At 45.6% G+C, this 18,012-nt stretch carries 13 protein-coding genes; 6 read left to right on the forward strand and 7 right to left on the reverse strand.

Translation table 11 applies throughout. The features are described from left to right. Positions 1 to 11: 11 nt before the first annotated feature. Positions 12 to 1,037: an acyltransferase family protein gene (locus tag NFR28_RS06500; RefSeq protein WP_251179022.1), complete on the forward strand. Its 1,026-nt coding sequence runs from the start codon at positions 12 to 14 to the stop codon at positions 1,035 to 1,037. Between the two features lie 303 nt (positions 1,038 to 1,340). On the opposite strand, the gene NFR28_RS06505 is transcribed toward NFR28_RS06500, so the two are convergent. Both NFR28_RS06505 and NFR28_RS06510 read right to left on the reverse strand, forming a co-directional pair. Next, positions 1,341 to 2,102, reverse strand: coding sequence for a tetratricopeptide repeat protein (locus NFR28_RS06505; RefSeq protein ID WP_251179023.1), 762 nt, complete (start codon positions 2,100 to 2,102; stop codon positions 1,341 to 1,343). Between the two features lie 79 nt (positions 2,103 to 2,181). Beyond that, on the reverse strand, positions 2,182 to 3,726 hold the full coding sequence (locus NFR28_RS06510; protein WP_251179024.1) for an APC family permease: 1,545 nt from the start codon (positions 3,724 to 3,726) through the stop codon (positions 2,182 to 2,184). 294 nt (positions 3,727 to 4,020) lie between these two features. On the opposite strand from NFR28_RS06510, the gene NFR28_RS06515 reads away from it, so the two are divergent. Beyond that, the gene (locus tag NFR28_RS06515) at positions 4,021 to 5,295 is read left to right on the forward strand and encodes a Y-family DNA polymerase (protein WP_251179025.1); all 1,275 of its coding nucleotides are present in this window, start codon (positions 4,021 to 4,023) and stop codon (positions 5,293 to 5,295) included. A gap of 9 nt (positions 5,296 to 5,304) precedes the next feature. Next, complete coding sequence (locus tag NFR28_RS06520; protein ID WP_251179026.1) at positions 5,305 to 5,562, forward strand: hypothetical protein; 258 nt, start codon at positions 5,305 to 5,307, stop codon at positions 5,560 to 5,562. Here the strand turns inward: NFR28_RS06520 and NFR28_RS06525 are convergent. Continuing rightward, positions 5,559 to 6,671, reverse strand: a complete 1,113-nt coding sequence (locus NFR28_RS06525; protein WP_251179027.1) for a DUF3810 domain-containing protein — start codon at positions 6,669 to 6,671, stop codon at positions 5,559 to 5,561. The two genes, NFR28_RS06520 and NFR28_RS06525, sit on opposite strands and share 4 nt — an antisense overlap. A gap of 213 nt (positions 6,672 to 6,884) precedes the next feature. Here NFR28_RS06525 and NFR28_RS06530 point away from each other — a divergent pair, with 213 nt between their 5' ends. Beyond that, positions 6,885 to 8,192, forward strand: a complete 1,308-nt coding sequence (locus tag NFR28_RS06530) for an L-lactate MFS transporter (RefSeq protein ID WP_251179028.1) — start codon at positions 6,885 to 6,887, stop codon at positions 8,190 to 8,192. A gap of 498 nt (positions 8,193 to 8,690) precedes the next feature. Here NFR28_RS06530 and NFR28_RS06535 read toward each other — a convergent pair whose 3' ends face one another. The 3 genes from NFR28_RS06535 to NFR28_RS06545 form a co-directional block, all read right to left on the reverse strand. Beyond that, the gene (locus tag NFR28_RS06535; protein ID WP_251179029.1) at positions 8,691 to 9,959 is read right to left on the reverse strand and encodes a RidA family protein; all 1,269 of its coding nucleotides are present in this window, start codon (positions 9,957 to 9,959) and stop codon (positions 8,691 to 8,693) included. 335 nt (positions 9,960 to 10,294) lie between these two features. Further along, entirely contained in the window at positions 10,295 to 12,493 is a 2,199-nt protein-coding gene (locus tag NFR28_RS06540) for a YhgE/Pip domain-containing protein (RefSeq protein ID WP_251179030.1), read from the reverse strand. Beyond that, positions 12,486 to 15,077, reverse strand: coding sequence for a YhgE/Pip domain-containing protein (locus NFR28_RS06545; protein ID WP_251179031.1), 2,592 nt, complete (start codon positions 15,075 to 15,077; stop codon positions 12,486 to 12,488). Before NFR28_RS06545 ends, NFR28_RS06540 begins: the two co-directional genes overlap by 8 nt. 163 nt (positions 15,078 to 15,240) lie before the next feature. Here NFR28_RS06545 and NFR28_RS06550 point away from each other — a divergent pair, with 163 nt between their 5' ends. Further along, the gene (locus NFR28_RS06550) at positions 15,241 to 15,660 is read left to right on the forward strand and encodes a peptide deformylase (protein ID WP_251179032.1); all 420 of its coding nucleotides are present in this window, start codon (positions 15,241 to 15,243) and stop codon (positions 15,658 to 15,660) included. 96 nt (positions 15,661 to 15,756) lie between these two features. Here NFR28_RS06550 and NFR28_RS06555 read toward each other — a convergent pair whose 3' ends face one another. Continuing rightward, positions 15,757 to 16,314, reverse strand: coding sequence for a DJ-1 family glyoxalase III (locus tag NFR28_RS06555; RefSeq protein WP_251179033.1), 558 nt, complete (start codon positions 16,312 to 16,314; stop codon positions 15,757 to 15,759). Positions 16,315 to 16,587: 273 nt separating this feature from the next. Between NFR28_RS06555 and NFR28_RS06560 the strand changes: the two genes are divergently transcribed. Further along, the gene (locus NFR28_RS06560) at positions 16,588 to 18,012 is read left to right on the forward strand and encodes an amidophosphoribosyltransferase (RefSeq protein WP_251179034.1); all 1,425 of its coding nucleotides are present in this window, start codon (positions 16,588 to 16,590) and stop codon (positions 18,010 to 18,012) included.

Genomic DNA, 18,012 nt, shown 5'->3' on the forward strand with positions numbered 1-18,012 from the left:
AAGAGAGCTTTATGACAGACGCTACTTCTGTTTTTCAATCACCATCTCCAGATGCAAACAACGCTGCCACACGACGACTTATTTGGATAGACATAGCAAAAGGTATTGCTATCTTATTGGTAATCACTGGTCATACGGTATCAGTAGGCTCTCCGCTGGTGCCCATGATTTTCATGTTTCATATGCCGTTATTTTTTATCATGGCTGGTTATACCTACAAGATCAAGCCACTGAAAACCGTTGTACTAACTTCAGCAAAACGCCTGCTCATCCCTTATGTCATTATTTTTGCTTTGTGGCAAGGCTACACTCTCATCCAACAAGCAAACGTGTTTACTCTTGATACGCTTGTTACACTTGGAATCCGATTCATCTTTGCCTCAGGATCGCCCAACGAAACCATGGGCGTTACCGATGTTGGTATGGCGTGGTTTTTAATGTGTCTTTTTGTCTCTCGCGTCCTTCTTAATCTTATTCTTTCATGTTGCGAGAGATATCATCTTACCCTACCCATACAAGCAATCATATTTATTGCGCTTGCAGCTCTTGGTATCGTAATCGGCGAAAAACTCCAGATATTTTTACCCTTTGATTTTGACTTGGCGCTCATAACAGTTGGCTTTATGTGGTGCGGTTATATCGCGCGAAAAACAGACTTTTTGGCAAAATTCGGCTTTCGCCTCCCAGTACTCTTAGGTGCACTAGCCATATACGTTGCTGCGTTTTCATTGAGCTATCTTGAGCTTGCCATGCGGCTTTACGGCATTGCTCCACTTTGTATTGCAGGTGCACTTGCAGGCTCTCTTCTTGCTTGCTGGATTTCAACGATTATTGAGCGAACGTCAAAACTCTTAACAAAATGCTTTGTCTTCTTGGGACAAAATAGCATGCTCGTTTATTGCTTCCATTGTATGGATTGGTTTATCCCCTGGAAAACTCTTCCCGCACTGCAAAGCCTTCCCTTTAAGCAAGGCATTGCCACAGCGCTTCGGACGCTTTACGCAATTCTCCTTACCTTATTGGTTAAGCGGGTTTAAAATACGCTCCTTTTCAAATACCAAATCCACACCGCACTTTGTTCAATCATGATATAGTAAGCCGCATGAAAAAGCTCAACCATACACCATCGCAAAAGCCATCATCTTCCCCAGCAATCTATTTACGCTGGCTTGCATGCTTATGTGCCGTTATGGCGCTCTTTTGCCTTGGCGTTTTTATTGTTGGCTATAAAGATCCCAGTTTTGGGCGAGTTGCTACCTTTATCTTGCTTTGCATAGCATGCCCAGTGCTGCTAATCATCTCGAAGCGCCTTGACTCTAAGGATTAGCCTTACAAACGGCTTATATGCTTAAACATGCTTCGTCAAGAAGCCGACGCGCCTGTTCCTGACCGTCAATTGCTTGCTGAAGACGCTTTTTGTAGTAATATTGCCCCGCTTCAATATCAATACGAAGCCCTACTTCTGCAGTCTGAAATAAACTGAGTGCACGCATAATATCCACTTGGGCACCCGAGTCCTTTGGATCAAGAAGCAACGGTGCAATACGAATAGCAGGTTGCGCAGCCTCTACCACCCCTTTAGCCTCCTCTAAGCTACGCTCCCAAAGAGTCAGTGCTACTGACAAATTACGCGGCACAGCCTTACCCCTGCTGTACATATCCCCCATTTTATAAAGCGCTTCAAACTGAGGGGCAAGAGCGCAAGCAAGAGCATAATACTCATATGCCTTGCGATAATCTGGGTCTCCAATACGTCCATACTCATAAATATAACCCATGTTGATAATGGACTGGAAACAACCCCACCCTATAGCTTGCTCATAGAGCTTGGCAGCCTTTTCGTAATCTTGAGGCATAATGTCGCCCATGTAATAGAGCGCCCCTAAATCATTGGCACAAGTTCCGTCTTCATGCAAAACGCCAGTTTCGTAACCTTTTACAATAAAATTCGCAAAAGCTTCATCGCATTGAGCAAGCTGAGTAATAACTTGCCTATGAGTGGAAACGTAGTAGCAAAAGTCCTCGAACAAGCCTTCCTCAATCAAGTTACTCATATCTTCTTTGAGTGTTTGCTCAATAGGGGTTACTCTCGCATTAGACATAGCGGCATTCCTTCCTCTCAAAGAAGTGCACTTGTATAACAGAGCTTCTCTTCTTTAGGACAACCTTTAAGTCCCATACTTACAACAAAAATGCTGCATTAAGTATAACGTTTAAAACAAATAGCCCCACAATAATAAGAGCAAACAAACCGATGCGCCGCATATCGCCCACCGCAAGACCTGTTTTTGGGTCAATTGGATTCGTGTCAGGTGAATCTATAGAGAGACCGCCATAGATTCGCTTAAATAGCACATACGCTACAACGCCTGATGCCAAAAAGCCCACCGTTGCCGCAAAGTTTTCAAGCGGGTTAAGGCAAAGTGCGAAGGTGGCAATAACGCATGCCAACATCGAATATACCACCACACCGTACTTACCACCGCCGATAACGTATCGATCTGCTGGCCTGTCTGAAACGGGATACATCTTTCGCAAACGCATCACAATGAAGCCCAAAAACATGTAGCGTGCCAAGATAAAAACAATATTCATCTCAATGATGGCCACAAAATCAAATTGTGAAAATATCAACGATGATATGGCAATCGTTAACACACCAACATAAGGACTACGACCCGATTTATCCACTTTGCGAATAAATTTCGGAAAGAGATTATCTTCAGAGAGAACCCAGAAGCTTCGTGATCCAGAAGCAAGATAAGTGTTATAGATAGTGCATTGACTCATGATGGCAATAACCAAAAACAGCACGACACCAGTATGACCAAGCACCATGGAAAAAATGGTGCCATATCCAAGCACATCCGCCGTAAAGCCGCCATCAATTCCCCAGTTCACCCATGAACCTGCTGGATAAGCTGCCAGACAAGCAAGCGTTGGAAGAATATAGGACAACGCAATAAGCGGAAGCGCAATGCGAAACCCTTTCGCCACCGTACGCGATGAATCCTCGTATTCGCCCGACATGGCCGCAATACACTCATAGCCACAATACATCCAGATGCCCAAACTAATAGATTCAGCGATGCACTTCATAGGCGCAGCTGGTTCGGCGAAAACCGGATCAAAGGGGTTGGTCTGCCAATTAGCCATGCCAAACACAAAAGCCAGACCAAACACAATAATAATGAGTACCGAAAAAAACGAACTGATACGCTCTACTTCAACCAGTCCCACCAGGTTAACCACGGTAAAGCTGCCCACAACCAAAAGCTTCACCACAAAGGCGCCCCCATCATCAAGCGAGAGAAGTTGCGAAGTATAGCCGCCCACCATTGCAATATAGGCACCACTTGAAATATAGGTGTCCATAGAGGTCCACCAGCCCGCTTGAAAACCCCAAAATTCGCCAAAAGTCTCTTTCGCCCAAGCGTAAATACCGCCCTCGCGCGGCAAGATAGCATTTGCTTCAGCCACAAGGCGGCTAATAGGACGCGCCCATACAAAAGGCAACACGATCAACATGATTAACGTCAGACCAGGCCCTGCTGTTGGAATTATCTCTTCAATACCAAAGGCACCCGCAGAGACGAGGCAAAAGAGCATAAAGGCAATGCCTAAAGATGAAATATTACTTTTGCGAAGATTGCCAATTGACCCCTCAGGCGGAGTTGGCGGGAAAAGGTCATGCTCGTCGGGAGGACGCGACTCTTGAGCTTGCAATCGCCGACCCCCTTCTACTCAAGGGCTGATAGATATAGCAAGGCTTACTCATTTGAGAAACCAACGCAACACACGTCACAGCAAAACGCGGTCACAAGATGCAGATTGTAGCGCAAATCATAGGATGGAGAAGTGAGATTTTTTGCAAGGTATGTTTGGTCGGCATAGCGCCCATAATCAAGAAAACACAATCTGTTCGATTGACGCATTGTGCCCAGAGGTTCATTATATACTTCGCACTATACGAACATACGTTCTTGCTTTTGATATCCATCGTACTTCTCAGGAGGGCTTATGCGTGATCGCGTCATTATGCATATTGATATGAACGCCTTTTACGCATCAGTTGCCCAGCACCTTAACCCGACACTCAGAGGGCGCCCCGTTGTTGTTGCCGGAGATCCCAAGAAGCGCAACGGCATCATTTTGGCGAAGTCACGCGAAGCAAAAGCAGCCGGCGTCATTACCGCTGAACCGCTGTGGCAGGCTCAACAAAAATGTCCTGGTCTAAGCATTGTCATGCCCGACTATGCAGCCTATAAACGATATTCAAAATTAGCACGCCTCATCTACTATGATTACACCAACCAAGTGGAGCCATTCGGACTAGATGAATCATGGATTGACGTAACAGGTTCCTTGGCACTTTTTGGCAACAGCCCTCATCTTATTGCCCAGGAGATATCAGAACGCATCAAATCAGAACTCGGCCTTACGGTTAGCATTGGTGTTTCATGGAACAAGGTTTTTGCCAAGCTCGGCAGTGACACCGATCCTGGAGATGGCATTACCCACATCACACGCAAGAATTATCAAGAAGTTGCGTGGCCTCTTGATGCAGGAAATCTTATGTATGTTGGCAAAGCCACGCGCCGCAAGCTCCATAGCTCTGGATATGAAACTATCGGCGATATTGCAGGTGCAGGTGACTACTACCTTCATAAGCACTTTGGAAAGATTGGGTTTATGCTGCGATCATTTGCACGCGGAGAAGACAACAGTCCTGTGCGCATAATGGATCCGGCACGCGCAGATGTTGACTATGTCATCAAAGGCATCGGAAACGGGCTTACTGCGCCCCATGATCTTTGTTCCCCTTCTGAAGCAAAAGCGCTTCTCTGGCTTTTAAGCGAGTCTGTTGCACAGCGATTGCGCGAGTCTCATCTGCGCTGCAAAACGGTGTGTATTGGGGTTAGATCAGCTTCTGACCTGCTTGGTTATTCACGTCAGATCACCCTAAATACACCCACCTGCTTAACGCACGATATTGCGAATGCTGCATTTGGGCTTCTTGAGGCCAACCAACCGCTTGATGCCGATCACGCCATTCGCTCCCTTCATGTGAGAACCACTAACTTGGTAGATGCGCGTGAACAAGTGCAATATGACCTCTTTGGAAACACGGAGGCACTCCTTAAAGAAGAGCAGCTTGATCATTGTATTGATGCCCTGCGAAACCGATTTGGAAACGGATGTATTCGACGCGTTGTTGAGATGACTGATGAGGCTATGGCGCATCTTGATATCAAGCGAGACAACACCGTACATCCTATAGGATATTTACGATAGGTGGTGAACATGAAAGGTATTACTGATCGAATTAAGCGATACGTTTCTGTCACCGCGCGCATGGATGAAGATGGACGAGTGCGTCCGCTCTCTATTCAGTGGTACGACGGTACTACCTATCCAATTGATGAGGTAATAAACATGCGACGAGCTTCATCGCGACGAGTTGGCGGAGACGGACTCTGCTACACCATTCGCATTGGAGAGAAAACAACCTATTTATACTACGAAGATCCCAAGTGGTTTGTTGAGGAAGTGATTGCCTAGTCACCCGCAAAGGTGTTGTCTCGCCGTTCAGCTAAAAGCAAGTCAACCATGCGTCCATAACTTTGCACACCATCAGTTTGTTTATTTGCCTTCAAATAGGCGTCGTTCATACTCGTAGAAATGCGCGACATTTCACCTTCGTGCTCAGCTAAATACTGTGCTTTGCGAAGCCTGTCGGCTTTCACAGTATCAGATAAGCTTGCGCTTATTTCATTGACAGCAGTAGGATCTACGCGCCTGAGTGCCGAAATCGCATAATCATACGCAAGCGTATAACCGCTATAACGCATGAGAGCATCTTGCCCAGTATGAACGCATGCTGCATACGCAATGTAGTTTGCTTCATCTTCGCGCATGAAGCCACACTGGTGCGCTAGCTCATGCGACATGGTGGCAGGAATATTAAAAAACATGCTTTGCGTATTGATGTTAGATTCTTCCGTGAAAGGAAAATAGATTCCTGCAATATTAGCATCAGACAAAAACTCACTTGCAATAACTGGCTTTGGTTTTGAATAAAGTGGACGGCTTAAAACTGGATATGTTTCAGAAAGCGTTTCAAGAGCATCCACTGAAAAACCTGCATACTGTTCAAACTTGTCCGAGTTGAATGTACATACATCAACATCTTCGCCAATTTCGGCACGCGTTTTGTTCATATTGTCTGCAAGCGACCAACAAAGTTGTTCAAGCTCATCTGGGCTTGATTGCGTAAGCTCAATATCCGCAGACTCAGCAAAAGTGTAGCGATAGTAGTTAAGCCCTCCGGTAATCACAAAGCAAAAGAGTGTCACGGAAACAATACCAAGTACACCGACAACCGCCTTATAAAGTTGAAACCCACGCTCTTCTTTTTTGCGAATCAACTGAATAATCCAGTAAACGATATATCCGATACAAAACAGCACGAAAGCAATCACAACCCACTCAGCAACGGAAAATGTCACCAGCGAAGGCAAAAAACCAACAATAGTAGACACCACAGGAAACACCGCGCGGCTATATACAAATTCAGTTGCAGTGGCATTGTTTGAAAAGATCGCAACAAGCACAAGTGCAATTACACCAAAAAGCACCAACCACCAGCGCTTTATAAGGTACTTTCTCATGCTTTCACACTTTCTGATATACGGCATTCGATCCAAAATATACGATATAAATAAGTCGGATAATGCCGGCTCTTGCGCAAGTATAAAACAACTTTTATGCTGTTTCGGAGCATGTATGTGAAGTGAAACTTTCGCTGCAAGCCAAGGCTTTCACAAAGAGCGGGATTCACCTCATACAACAAGCTGCAAGCTTCAAGAAAAGGATGTCAAGCAATGTCCAGCAATCGCATCGCGCAGATCAACAACTGCACCAACGAACAGTTCACAAAAAAGCGCAATGCCATCCTGATAGCCTCATGCGTTGCAAACTTGTGTGTAGGATCAATCTATTCATGGAGCGTATTTTCTACCCCCATGGCTGAGCATTTTGCGCTCACACAAAACATCCCCACCCCAGATCTATCCGCAGTCTTTACTATTACTACCATCATGAGCACACTTATGATGATCTTTGGTGGAATCATCAACGACAAGCTCGGTCCAAAACATGTCGTACTTGTTGGAAGCGTTTTGTTTGGCGGCGGCATGTTCGCCAGCGGTTTCGCCACAAGTCCGCTCATGTTGATGCTTACCTACGGTGTTTGTTTGGGACTTGGAGAAGGATTGGTATATGGCTCTTTGTTGTCAAACGCCGTCAAAAGCTATCCTGATAAACCCGGAACCGCAGGTGGCATTATTACTACTTTTTATGGGCTGAGCTCGGTATTTATGCCCATTATTGCCAACTTACTTATTGAGGCAGTCTCCATCACATTTGCCTTTCAAGCACTTGGCGTGGCAATGTTTATTCTTATAGCACTCGTCTCATTGCGTGTGCAAGCTCCTCCCCTGCGCTACTATCCAGGATTAAAGTTTGCATCTGATGGTTCAGAAACCACTTCGTCATATGAAGTTTCTAAAACATCAACCCGTCTAGCATCTGAGTACGAAAATAACTACACCTGGAAACAGATGGTTCATACCCCTCAGTTTTATCTGATGTTCGCGATGCTTTTATGTTCAGCGTTTTCTGGACTTATGATCATATCTCAGGCAAGCCCCATCGCTCAGGGTCTTGTTGGTTTTTCAGTTTCTGATGCAGCCCTTGCTGTTTCAGTGCTTGCACTCTTTAATACGTGTGGCCGACTTGTCTCTGGTTTTGTCTGTGACCGCCTTGGCGTTATTGCAACGCTTCGAATTATCTTCGCTGGCATGCTCGTTGGGCTTTTAGGTTTAATCTTTGTCTCACCGGGCAATGCGGTCGTCTTTTATATAGGACTTTGCCTCATTGGGTTTGGTTATGGCTCCACTATGTCTGTCTATCCTGCGTTTTGCGCCGAGCAGTTTGGTCGAGCACACAACTCGGTTAACTACGGGGTGCTCTTCATTGCGTTTTCAGCTGCTGGGATTTTAGGACCTCAGATAATGAGTGGCATCTTCGCCGTAACTTCAACATATCAGCCCGCTTTCATGGTTGCAGCTGTTTTAGTGCTTGTAAGCCTTGTGCTCACTGTTATCTTCCAGCGAAAGTATGCGCAATAGTCACTCGCTCTACACTCCTAAGCGCGCTTTACCGAGTATTGTGTTCGTGAAGTTTTGAGTGGTTTTTGCATATCGCCTGGTCAAATCAAAATTGCTCCTATATTTATTACAGCGCTGAACTAATTTTTGGCGGTTTTTGGCGAAGTGTGGCAGGGAATGTGCGCGATTAGGCGGTTTTTGAAGGGTGACCCACCTAATCGGCCACTTTTCCAGCCACTTTGAACCCCAATCTGCCTAATCGGACACTTTTCCTGCCAAAGTTTGGTGTTTTATTGCTAATTTTATCACCGGGAGACTCGAACCTCACAGAGCAGCTTATGGCGCATACCAGCTCAGCAAACACACTTACGCCAAATTCCCAGGTCAAAGCCACGCATCCGGCACTCACAAAAAAGCGCCCGTTATGGGCGCTTTTTCGATCTGTGATCATTTTTGTTCGTGCCGATTAGACCATTGAAATCCTCAAAGTGAGGCTTTAGCCTTTAGTTCTTTTTAAGCTTACACGATGGGAGGCGTACCTTCAGCATTGCCAAAGATAGCTTCAATTTGCACCAATGCATCCATGGGGTTAGCACCAGTAGCAATTACACGACGTGCAGGCGTTCCCTCGGGGAAGAACTCTTTGTAGGCTTCATTCATTGCATCAATATCAGCAATGTCTTTGAGATACACATTGATTTTAACAGCATCAGCCATGCTGTGATCAACGCTCTCGATAATTGCCTTGATGTTCTTGAGGCACTGAGCGGTCTGCTCTTTTACGCCACCAGCAACAAAGTTTCCAGTTGCAGGATCAATCGGAAGCTGAGCGCCTACGTTGTTGTAGTGCGAGAACGCAACGGTCTGTGTAGCAAAAGGACACTTCGGTGCAGCATCGGTGTTATTTGCTTCGATGATCAGACCATGACGATCCTCAACAGCCTGAGGCGGAGTACCGTCACCATGAGAAACGACAGCTTCAATTTGAACATTTGCATGCATTGGCAAATCGTCTACCTTAGCAATCGTGCGAGCAGGCATATAGCCTACTGCGCGAGCAATACCCGAATCCGGGAAGAAACGCTTATAGGTCTCATCAACTGCATCAGCATCAGCGAGATCCTTCAAGAAGATAGTAACCTTCACGATGTCGTCAAAAGGTACATCCATGGCAGTAAGTACAGCCTTGATGTTCTTGAGGCACTGCGCAGCTTGATCAGCAGTGTCACCAGGTACTACCTGGTTAGAAACCGGATCGATCGGCAACTGTGCCGTAATGTTGTTGTAGTGTGAGAATGCAACTGATTGCGAAGAAAGCGCGCTGTAAGGAGCATTGTGAGTATTGTTCACATACTTCAGCAGATCGCCTGCTTGCGGAGCATTCGGGATAGTGCCTTCGCCATTGGTAATCAGCGCTTCCACCATCACGCGAGCGTCGCGCGGCAAACCAGCAACACAGACGTTAGTGCGAGTGGGAACATGATTGGTGAAGAATGTTACAAACGAATCATCAACTTCAGCCAAATCCATGATATCGCGAACAAATACCGTTACACGAACAACGTCATTGAGTGAATGGTCAATGCTTTCCACAATTGCCTTAATGTTGGCGAAGCACTGATCAGCCTGCTCACGCACACCACCGGCTACAATTTCGCCCGTTTTGGGGTCAATGGGAAGTTGGGCGGACAGGTTGTTGTAGTGAGAAAAAGCTACAGTTTGCGAATACAGAGGACTAATGGGAGCGTTCTCGGTATTACGCGCGAGCACTACGTTATCACCGCTCATATAACTACCTTTCTGTTCGTTATGTTGACGCTTATGCGTCACTTCGGGTCAACAAGACCCAACCCTTCCCTCCTAAGCGATTACTTGGCACGGTCTTAACAACCCTCGCTTGGAAGACCATAAGTATAACTTTTTGTGCATGTGCACAAAAAGGTTAAGAGAACAAAAACCATCCCGCTTATAAGAAGTAAAAACTGAGCATCGCAAAAAATGAAAACACGGTACAAGCTATGCAAAAATTGCATACCTCTGCCGTGTTTCATACAAAAAACTAGTTATGTTTTTTCAGCTGACGATTACCACTTACCGCCCGAATACACACACTTCACTCAGCACTAACCAATCAACTTGGTTGATTCAACCTTTTCCACATACCACTCCATAAACTTCGACAATGGTTTACGAAGCACAAGCCCTATCAGTGCCGCAGGTATCAAAAATAGGCAGAGTTGACCAATTTGTATCCAAAAATCATTGCCATAAGTTCCCATCATGGCTGCTCGCATAGCATTTACTACATGAGTTAGCGGAAGATAAGGCGAAATAGCTTGCACAAACCAGGGCAAAAGCTGAAGCGGGAATGACCCCCCACACCCTGTTACCTGCACAATCAAAAGCAAAACCGTAATAGCTTTTCCCAGATTGGCGAATGCTGCCACCAGCGAGTAAATCAAAAACGCCAATACAAGACCTGACACCCAGAAACAAATCATCAGCAACCAGGGGTGTACCGCCTGCACCTGCAAGAAGAAGATATTGCCAAGACCCATCAATGTTGTTTGCAAAAGCGATATAAAGGCCACAATGGCAAAGTGCCCCAGGAAAAGCTGACGCGGCTTAGGATTGCGCAAAAGCGCTACCTGCTCTTTCAGCGGATGTGGCTTAATAGCAACCATAATGAGAAGTGATCCGATAAATATTGCAAGCGACGTATACAGCGGCGTCATTGCTGAACCAAAGTTCTCAACAGGAAAAACTGCCTCTCGTTGCACTCCAACAGGTGCCGCTAGTGCTAAAGAAAGCGTTTCTATGTCGCTTGTGAATAACTCCTGCAAGGTAGACGTGTCTCCTGCAACAAGCGCATCGTCAATACGATCAGCCAGAGTACGCATCTTGTCTGATACTTCGTGAAGACGCGCTACCGAATCATTTATTTTGGTAGTAGCAGTGCTCATTGACTCAGATGTAGTACCAAGCGTTGCCTCAACATCAGACTCTGCCCCATGCGCTTCATCTAAGCCGCGATTCAAATCAGCCGAAAAAGTTTGCGCATCGTTTACAAGTGCGTCAAGCGTGGGTTTAAGGTTTTGCTCGTAATCTGTTTTGATGTCTTGAGCGCTTTGCTTCGCGTCGTCAATGAGCGCCTTGACTTTTTCGCGCTCAGCGGTGACATCGCTTATTCCTGCATCAAGTTTGTCAGCAGCAGACACCAGGTTATCGCGTATCGAAGACTGATTATCAATAATTGTTTGCATGCGCTCAGTAATTCCGTCAAGCGCTGCAACAACATTTTCTGGCGCATCCTCAGGAAGCTGTTCTGCGATCTCTTGAAGAGTTGTAAGCCGACCTTGCGTAGCTTCAATCTGTGCAGTTATCAAATCAGATGCAGCACGAAGTTTCGTTGACGCCTGACCAGTTTCAGCGCCAGATTCATCAAATAAGGCTTCTATCTGTGAGCCCAATTCTTCGTATCGAGTTTGAACGGCCTCAAGAGATTGCGTAATAGAATCGCTTGATCCGCTTACTTGTCCAAGTGTTGATTGTATTGTTGCAACGCCATTTTGTGCCGTTGTTGTCAAATCACTCAAGCTTTGATCTGCTGCTTGCAACAAACCTAATGTTGTGTCATTGAGCGAGTCAACCGAGTCAGTCAACGTAGCATAGAGCGAAAGAACCGATGCTGCATCATCAATGCGCGTTGCCATAGTGCGCACATGTGCAGATAACGCTGCAATTCGTCCTTCTAAATTCGTGTCCTCGGCAAAATTTGAAAAACCTTGCACCAAAGCAAGCGACACCTCAGAAAGTGTTTCAGCAAACACTTCATTAACCTGATACGAAACGGTATCGGCTCCCTGATCGGTAATTTTTGGAGCTATCGCACTTTTCTTCTGGTTGGTGTAATAGATAATTTCGGCGTGCTGAGCATCATCGTCATAAAAAGTAAGCATATCTTTAGAGAAAGACTGAGGGATCACAACTGCTGCATAATATCTGCCTGAACGCGCACCATCTATAGCGTCTTCCTCATCAGTTATGCGCCAATCAATCTGGTCGTTTGCGCGCAACGCATTTAAGACTTGATCACCTACGTTGATGCGCACAGGAATCAAATCCGACTCATATCCCTCATCGGTATTGGCAACAGCAACGGTTAAATTACCCGTGTTTTCAAATACATCCCAACAAGCAATAACGTTATACCAGGTAAAAATAGAGGGAAGCACCACAAGACCTATCACGATAATGATGCTGATTGCATTTTTAAACAAGCGCTTGAAGTCGTCTTTAGCTAACAGCCACATATTATGCATGGTGTTCACCTCCTTTTGTTGATGTGTCAGGTGTTTTCTGCTTGCCCACAAGCGTTATCAATTCATCACGCGAAAGCTCATCAAGCTGGAGCTGCTTTTGAATGCTGTACAGTTTGCTTTCCAAAACAATGACCACAACAAAGACAAGAATCATCCAAATGAGAATTCCTGTGAGAATCCATACCTTCTCAGCAGGCGTAAGCGCAAACACCACCATAAGTGCAACTGGTACTGCAAAGCCTGCAATAATTGCACCCTTGATAAAGCGAGGCCGCAAATTTTGCAGCGTTTCATAACGCTTTTCCAGTGAAATCTTATAGTCAAGCGGATGAGCTAATGCCTCTAGAATGTGCGCCTTCGAATATCCCTTACGAGGAGCACTTACTTCTTCGCCATTAAAGATGCCACTTTGAGACACTTGTTGCGCAGTCATATAGTTTGCACTGGCTATCATCGGACGAATCTTGAGTCCTAGAATCAAGAAAAGGACGAAAAAGAGAAGCAGTATAGCCAGATCATGGAAGTAATTCATGCCATAGAAACCGCAAATTGACTCACGCATAGCACTAATACCATACGTGAAGGGGAAGAATGGATAAACTGACTGGAAGAAGCTTGAGGTCATTTCTATAGGGTACAAACCTGTTGCTCCAGGAATCTGAGCAAATACCAACACGATGCAAATACCTTTGCCAATATGTTGCAGCGTAAGTGAAAGGGCAAACATGATAGACATATAGGCCATAGAAGAGACTGCTGCAGCTATAAAGAGCGCGGGTGCATTCATGGTCTGCACACCAATCGCCATCACGCCGACACAACAGACAATTGCCTGAATAATGGCTAAAAACTCAAAGAGTAAAAACCTTGCCATATACGCTTGAGTATAAGTAATATCAGGAAAGCCATCCTCATCAACTTCTTGACGCATGATGACAATCAGCATGATGGCACCAATCCAAAATGTCAGATTCATAAATAAAGGCGCCATAGCTGACCCATAAGCATTGAGTGGATAGAGAGACTCAGTTACCACCTCAGTTGGCGCACCCATATAGTCAGATATCTGCTCTGCGTTAAGCCCATCTTCGCCCAAGAGATCTTTAAAAATATCAACGCTTTGAAGTGTTGAGACATCACCAGCAATAGCATCAAGCTCTTCGTTTACGCCGCCAAATAAACGAGATGTCTCGCCCACAATTCCACTTGCCGAAGAAAGCGTCTCTGACAACTCGTCAAGTGCACCTTTAGTTTGAGCAATAAGGGTGTTTTGCGACGCCAGCACACCTTGTAGCGTGGCCGCTGAGTTTGAAACGCTATCAAGCGCTCCTTGTAATTGAGGAATGAGCTCGGAATAGAGCGCATTTGACGCAGAATCAACCGAGTCAAATGCATTATTAGTTGCCTCATCAAGAGATGCGGTTATACCCGAAAGCGTCTCAAGCGAGGTATCCATTTCGCTACCTGTTTGCTCAACGCTATCAAGTACTTCTTGTGCTTTATCTACAGCCGCTGAAATCTCATCCACTGCACCTTGCAAACGCGTCTTTGCCTCTGCCAACGCCGGAAGGTCTTCATCTTCAGGAATCTCGGCAACTAGCTCATTGAGCTTTTCAACCACACCGCGCTCTTGTTCAATGATTGAAGCAGTGTGATCAACTACACCACCAAGATCATCTTTGGCATTCGTAATTGAACTTGAAGCTTTGCCTGCAGCCTCTTTCGTTTTTTGTGTTGCCTGCTCAGCCTGCAACAACACATCACTTACCAAGGGCATTGAAGATGCCGAAAACGCAGACAATGATGTTTTTACCTGTGCACAGTTAGATTGAATGTCCTGCAAGAATACAGCTGCCTCATCAATTTGTGCTGCCGCATCATCAAGTGCACTTTTCGCTGTTTGAACCTTGTCGGCGGCTTCCTGAGCACTCCTTGAAACTGAATCAAACGACGATTGCGTTTCTGTTACTGCCGACTGCGCATCAGTAATACGCTGCAAAGCTATAGATACATGCGAGTCAATATCTGACTGCGTATCAGTAAGGGCTGAATCTACCGCTTCAGTTATGGCATCAGTTACTGTTGAAACAAATGTGGCATTAATTGTTTCTTCAAGGGTGGTTGCGCCAACGTCAGTGATTTTTGGCGAAACAGGGCCTGTTTTTTCATTTACGTAATAGGTTATCTCGGGTTGAACAAATGACCCCTCGGTGATGGTGAGCAAATCAGAGGTAAAACTCTGAGGTATGACGAACGCAGCATAACATTGACCTTCATCAAGTTGCTCCATCGCATCATCGTAGCTGGTAATTTCCCAATCAAGTTGGTCATTCTCTTCCAGTTTCTCGACAATCATGTCGCCCACATCAAGCTCACCGGTTATTTCGGAAGAACCACCTTCATCCAAGTTTGCAACGCACACTTTCAACTCAGAAGTGTTGTCGTAAGGATTCCAGAAGCCAAGTACGTTGTACCAGGTATACAGCGAGGGCAGGATAAGTAACGCACCAATAACAACTAACGCTTGGGGCACTTTTAACAATCGAACAATGTCGCGCTTAATCACGCGAAATACTGTTGCCATTGCTGTGCCTACCTCCCTTTTCTTCTCACTGACAGCAGCTTTGCGAGCATACGGACCGCAAAATTAGTTCATCAATGATACAATAACATTTCACTTATGCTCCGAGCGATCTTGTCAAAGTTACGATATACTTCGTTGGCGAGACAAACCGTAAGGAGGATTCATGATCAAGGAAATCGTGAAAGATGATGAGATTCTTTCACAACCCTGCGAAAAGGCTACCGAACAAGATAACGAGTTGGTGACTGATCTGCTTGACACGCTCGCTGCAAATGAAGAAGCAGCTGCTTTATCTGCCAACCAGATTGGCACACCCAAATCGGTTGTGGTTTATCTTGACGACAACGAGCAACCTCGCGTGATGTTCAACCCTGTTCTCAAACAAGCGCTTCATCCATTTAAAGCTGTCGAAGCATGTCTGTCGCATGAAGGCGAAGTTGAAGTCAAGCGTTTTGCCTGGATCAATGTTTCCTACGAAGATCTCGTAGATGGCAAGCTTGTTCCGAAAAAAATCAAATTGCAAGGTTGGACTGCTCAACTTGTTCAGCACATGATTGATCATTGCAAAGGCAAAACCATCTAAATCTAACCATGAGACATAAACGGTTTGCCCCGTTTATCGTCATCTTCACCACAAAAGCGCGCTTGTCTTTTTTGATAAGCGCGCTTTTTATGTGTGCTACTTGTCAGCAAGCATTGCATTTGCAACTTGAGCAGCAGTTTCCTTACCCGCAAGAGCCTCAAGCAACGCCAAACCAAAAGCAAGTGCCGCACCCGGTCCATCAGCGGTAATCAGGTTATCGTCAACTACTACTTGTTTATCATTTACATAAGAACCCTCAGGAAATACCTCTTCACAACCAGGATAACAAGTTGCCTTACGTCCAATTAAGAGCCGACAATCAGCTAAAACGGTGGGACCTGCGCAGATTGCTCCTACATATTTATCTGCCTGCATATAAGAGGTAAGTGCTTCGCGAACCGTTTCGCACTTCATGATATTCTCAACGCCTTTTGAGCCACCAGGGATAATAAGCATATCGCAATCGTCAAGATTAATTTGATCAATAAGCATATCAGCATGCAGTGTGATATTTTGGGCTCCAAGAACATCGTTTCCTTCCATGATTGAAACGAGTGCCACCTCTACTCCACCGCGGCGAAGCGCATCAACTGGCGCCACTACTTCAAGCGGTTCAAAACCATCCGCAACTATTACTGCAGCAAGCTTCGTCATAGTACCCACCTTTCACTATTTTTTTGATAATAACCGAGTGCTTTTGTCATAACTCTTGTTCACGCAGTTGTTATTACCATTGTCCCACAGCACACTAAACGCTTAGGTGCGATGACCCATTTACTTACCAAAGTGTTTCTCATTTGTAGTAAGCGAAATAATATGTACATTACCCATACTTAACGTAACCTTAACAACATACTAACGCCTAATTCGCCTATACTTTGTACGTAAGATCAAAAGCGATATCTCACGGAAGGCAGTAGATCTGATATGGGCGGATTCTTTGGAGCAGTCTCAAATCGCGATGTAGTATTGGACGTTTTTTTTGGTGTTGATTACCATTCACACCTTGGAACTCGTCGCGCAGGAATGATTTTCTGCGATCAAGAAACCGGGTTTCAACGAGAAATCCACTCAATTGAAAATGTGCCATTTCGTACTCGTTTCGAGGACGATCTGCCAGGTTTTCATGGCACAAGCGGCATTGGATGTATAAGCGACACCGACCCGCAACCACTCCTTGTTCGCTCCCATTTAGGCACTTTCGGAATTACCACGGTGGGTGCCATCAACAACGCCGATGAGCTTGTTGAAGAGTTTTTCGAAGAGGGCGAAAAGCAATTTATGGCTATGAGCTCCGGTAAAGTAAACACTACTGAGTTGGTAGCAGCTCTCATCAATCAAAAAGATGACTTTGTATCAGGTATTAAATATGCACAAGAGCGCATTGAGGGTTCACTCACCTTACTTATCTTGAATACCGATGGCTCCATTATTGCAGCGCGCGATGCTATGGGTCGCCTACCGGTCCTTATTGGCAAAGATGCAGATGGTTTCTGCATTGCTTTTGAGAGTTTCGCGTATCACAAACTGGGATACGTTGACGAATATGAGCTTGGACCGGGAGAAATCGTTAAAGTCTGCGCTGACGAATTCACTACACTTGCCCCAGCGGGTGACAAAATGAAGATCTGCGCATTCTTATGGGTTTACTACGGCTATCCCAATTCAAACTACGAAAATGTAAACGTTGAGGTCATGCGCTATCGCAATGGCGCTATTATGGCACGCGATGAAGCAGCACGTGGTATGCTGCCCGAAGTTGACTATGTAGCTGGTGTTCCAGATTCCGGTATTCCCCACGCTATTGGTTTTTCAACCGAGTCTAAGATGCCCTTTGGTCGCCCATTCATCAAATATACTCCCACGTGGCCGCGTTCGTTTATGCCAAGCAACCAAGACATTCGCAACCGCGTAGCTAAGATGAAACAAATTCCTGTTCCAGAACTTATCAACGGCAAGCGTCTCTTATTTGTAGACGATTCCATTGTACGCGGTACACAGCTGGGTGAAACAGTTAGCTTCCTTTATGACTCAGGTGCAGCCGAAGTGCACATGCGCTCAGCATGCCCGCCTATTATGTTTAGCTGCAAGTATTTAAGCTTCTCAAGCTCAAAATCAGACATGGAGCTCATTGCTCGCCGCACCATCCAGAAGCTTGAAGGTGACGAAGGCCAGCAACACCTTGACGAGTATGCAGACCCCACCACCGAACGCGGTGCCTGCATGTTGCGCACTATTTGCGAAGAGCTTGGCTTTGAGTCATTAAGCTACCAATCTCTTCAAGGTATGCTTGATGCAATTGGCATTGATCCAGAAAAAGTATGCACCTACTGCTGGAACGGCAAGGAGTAA

It is taken from the genome of Adlercreutzia agrestimuris, assembly GCF_943193125.1.
GTDB lineage: Bacteria > Actinomycetota > Coriobacteriia > Coriobacteriales > Eggerthellaceae > Xiamenia > Xiamenia agrestimuris.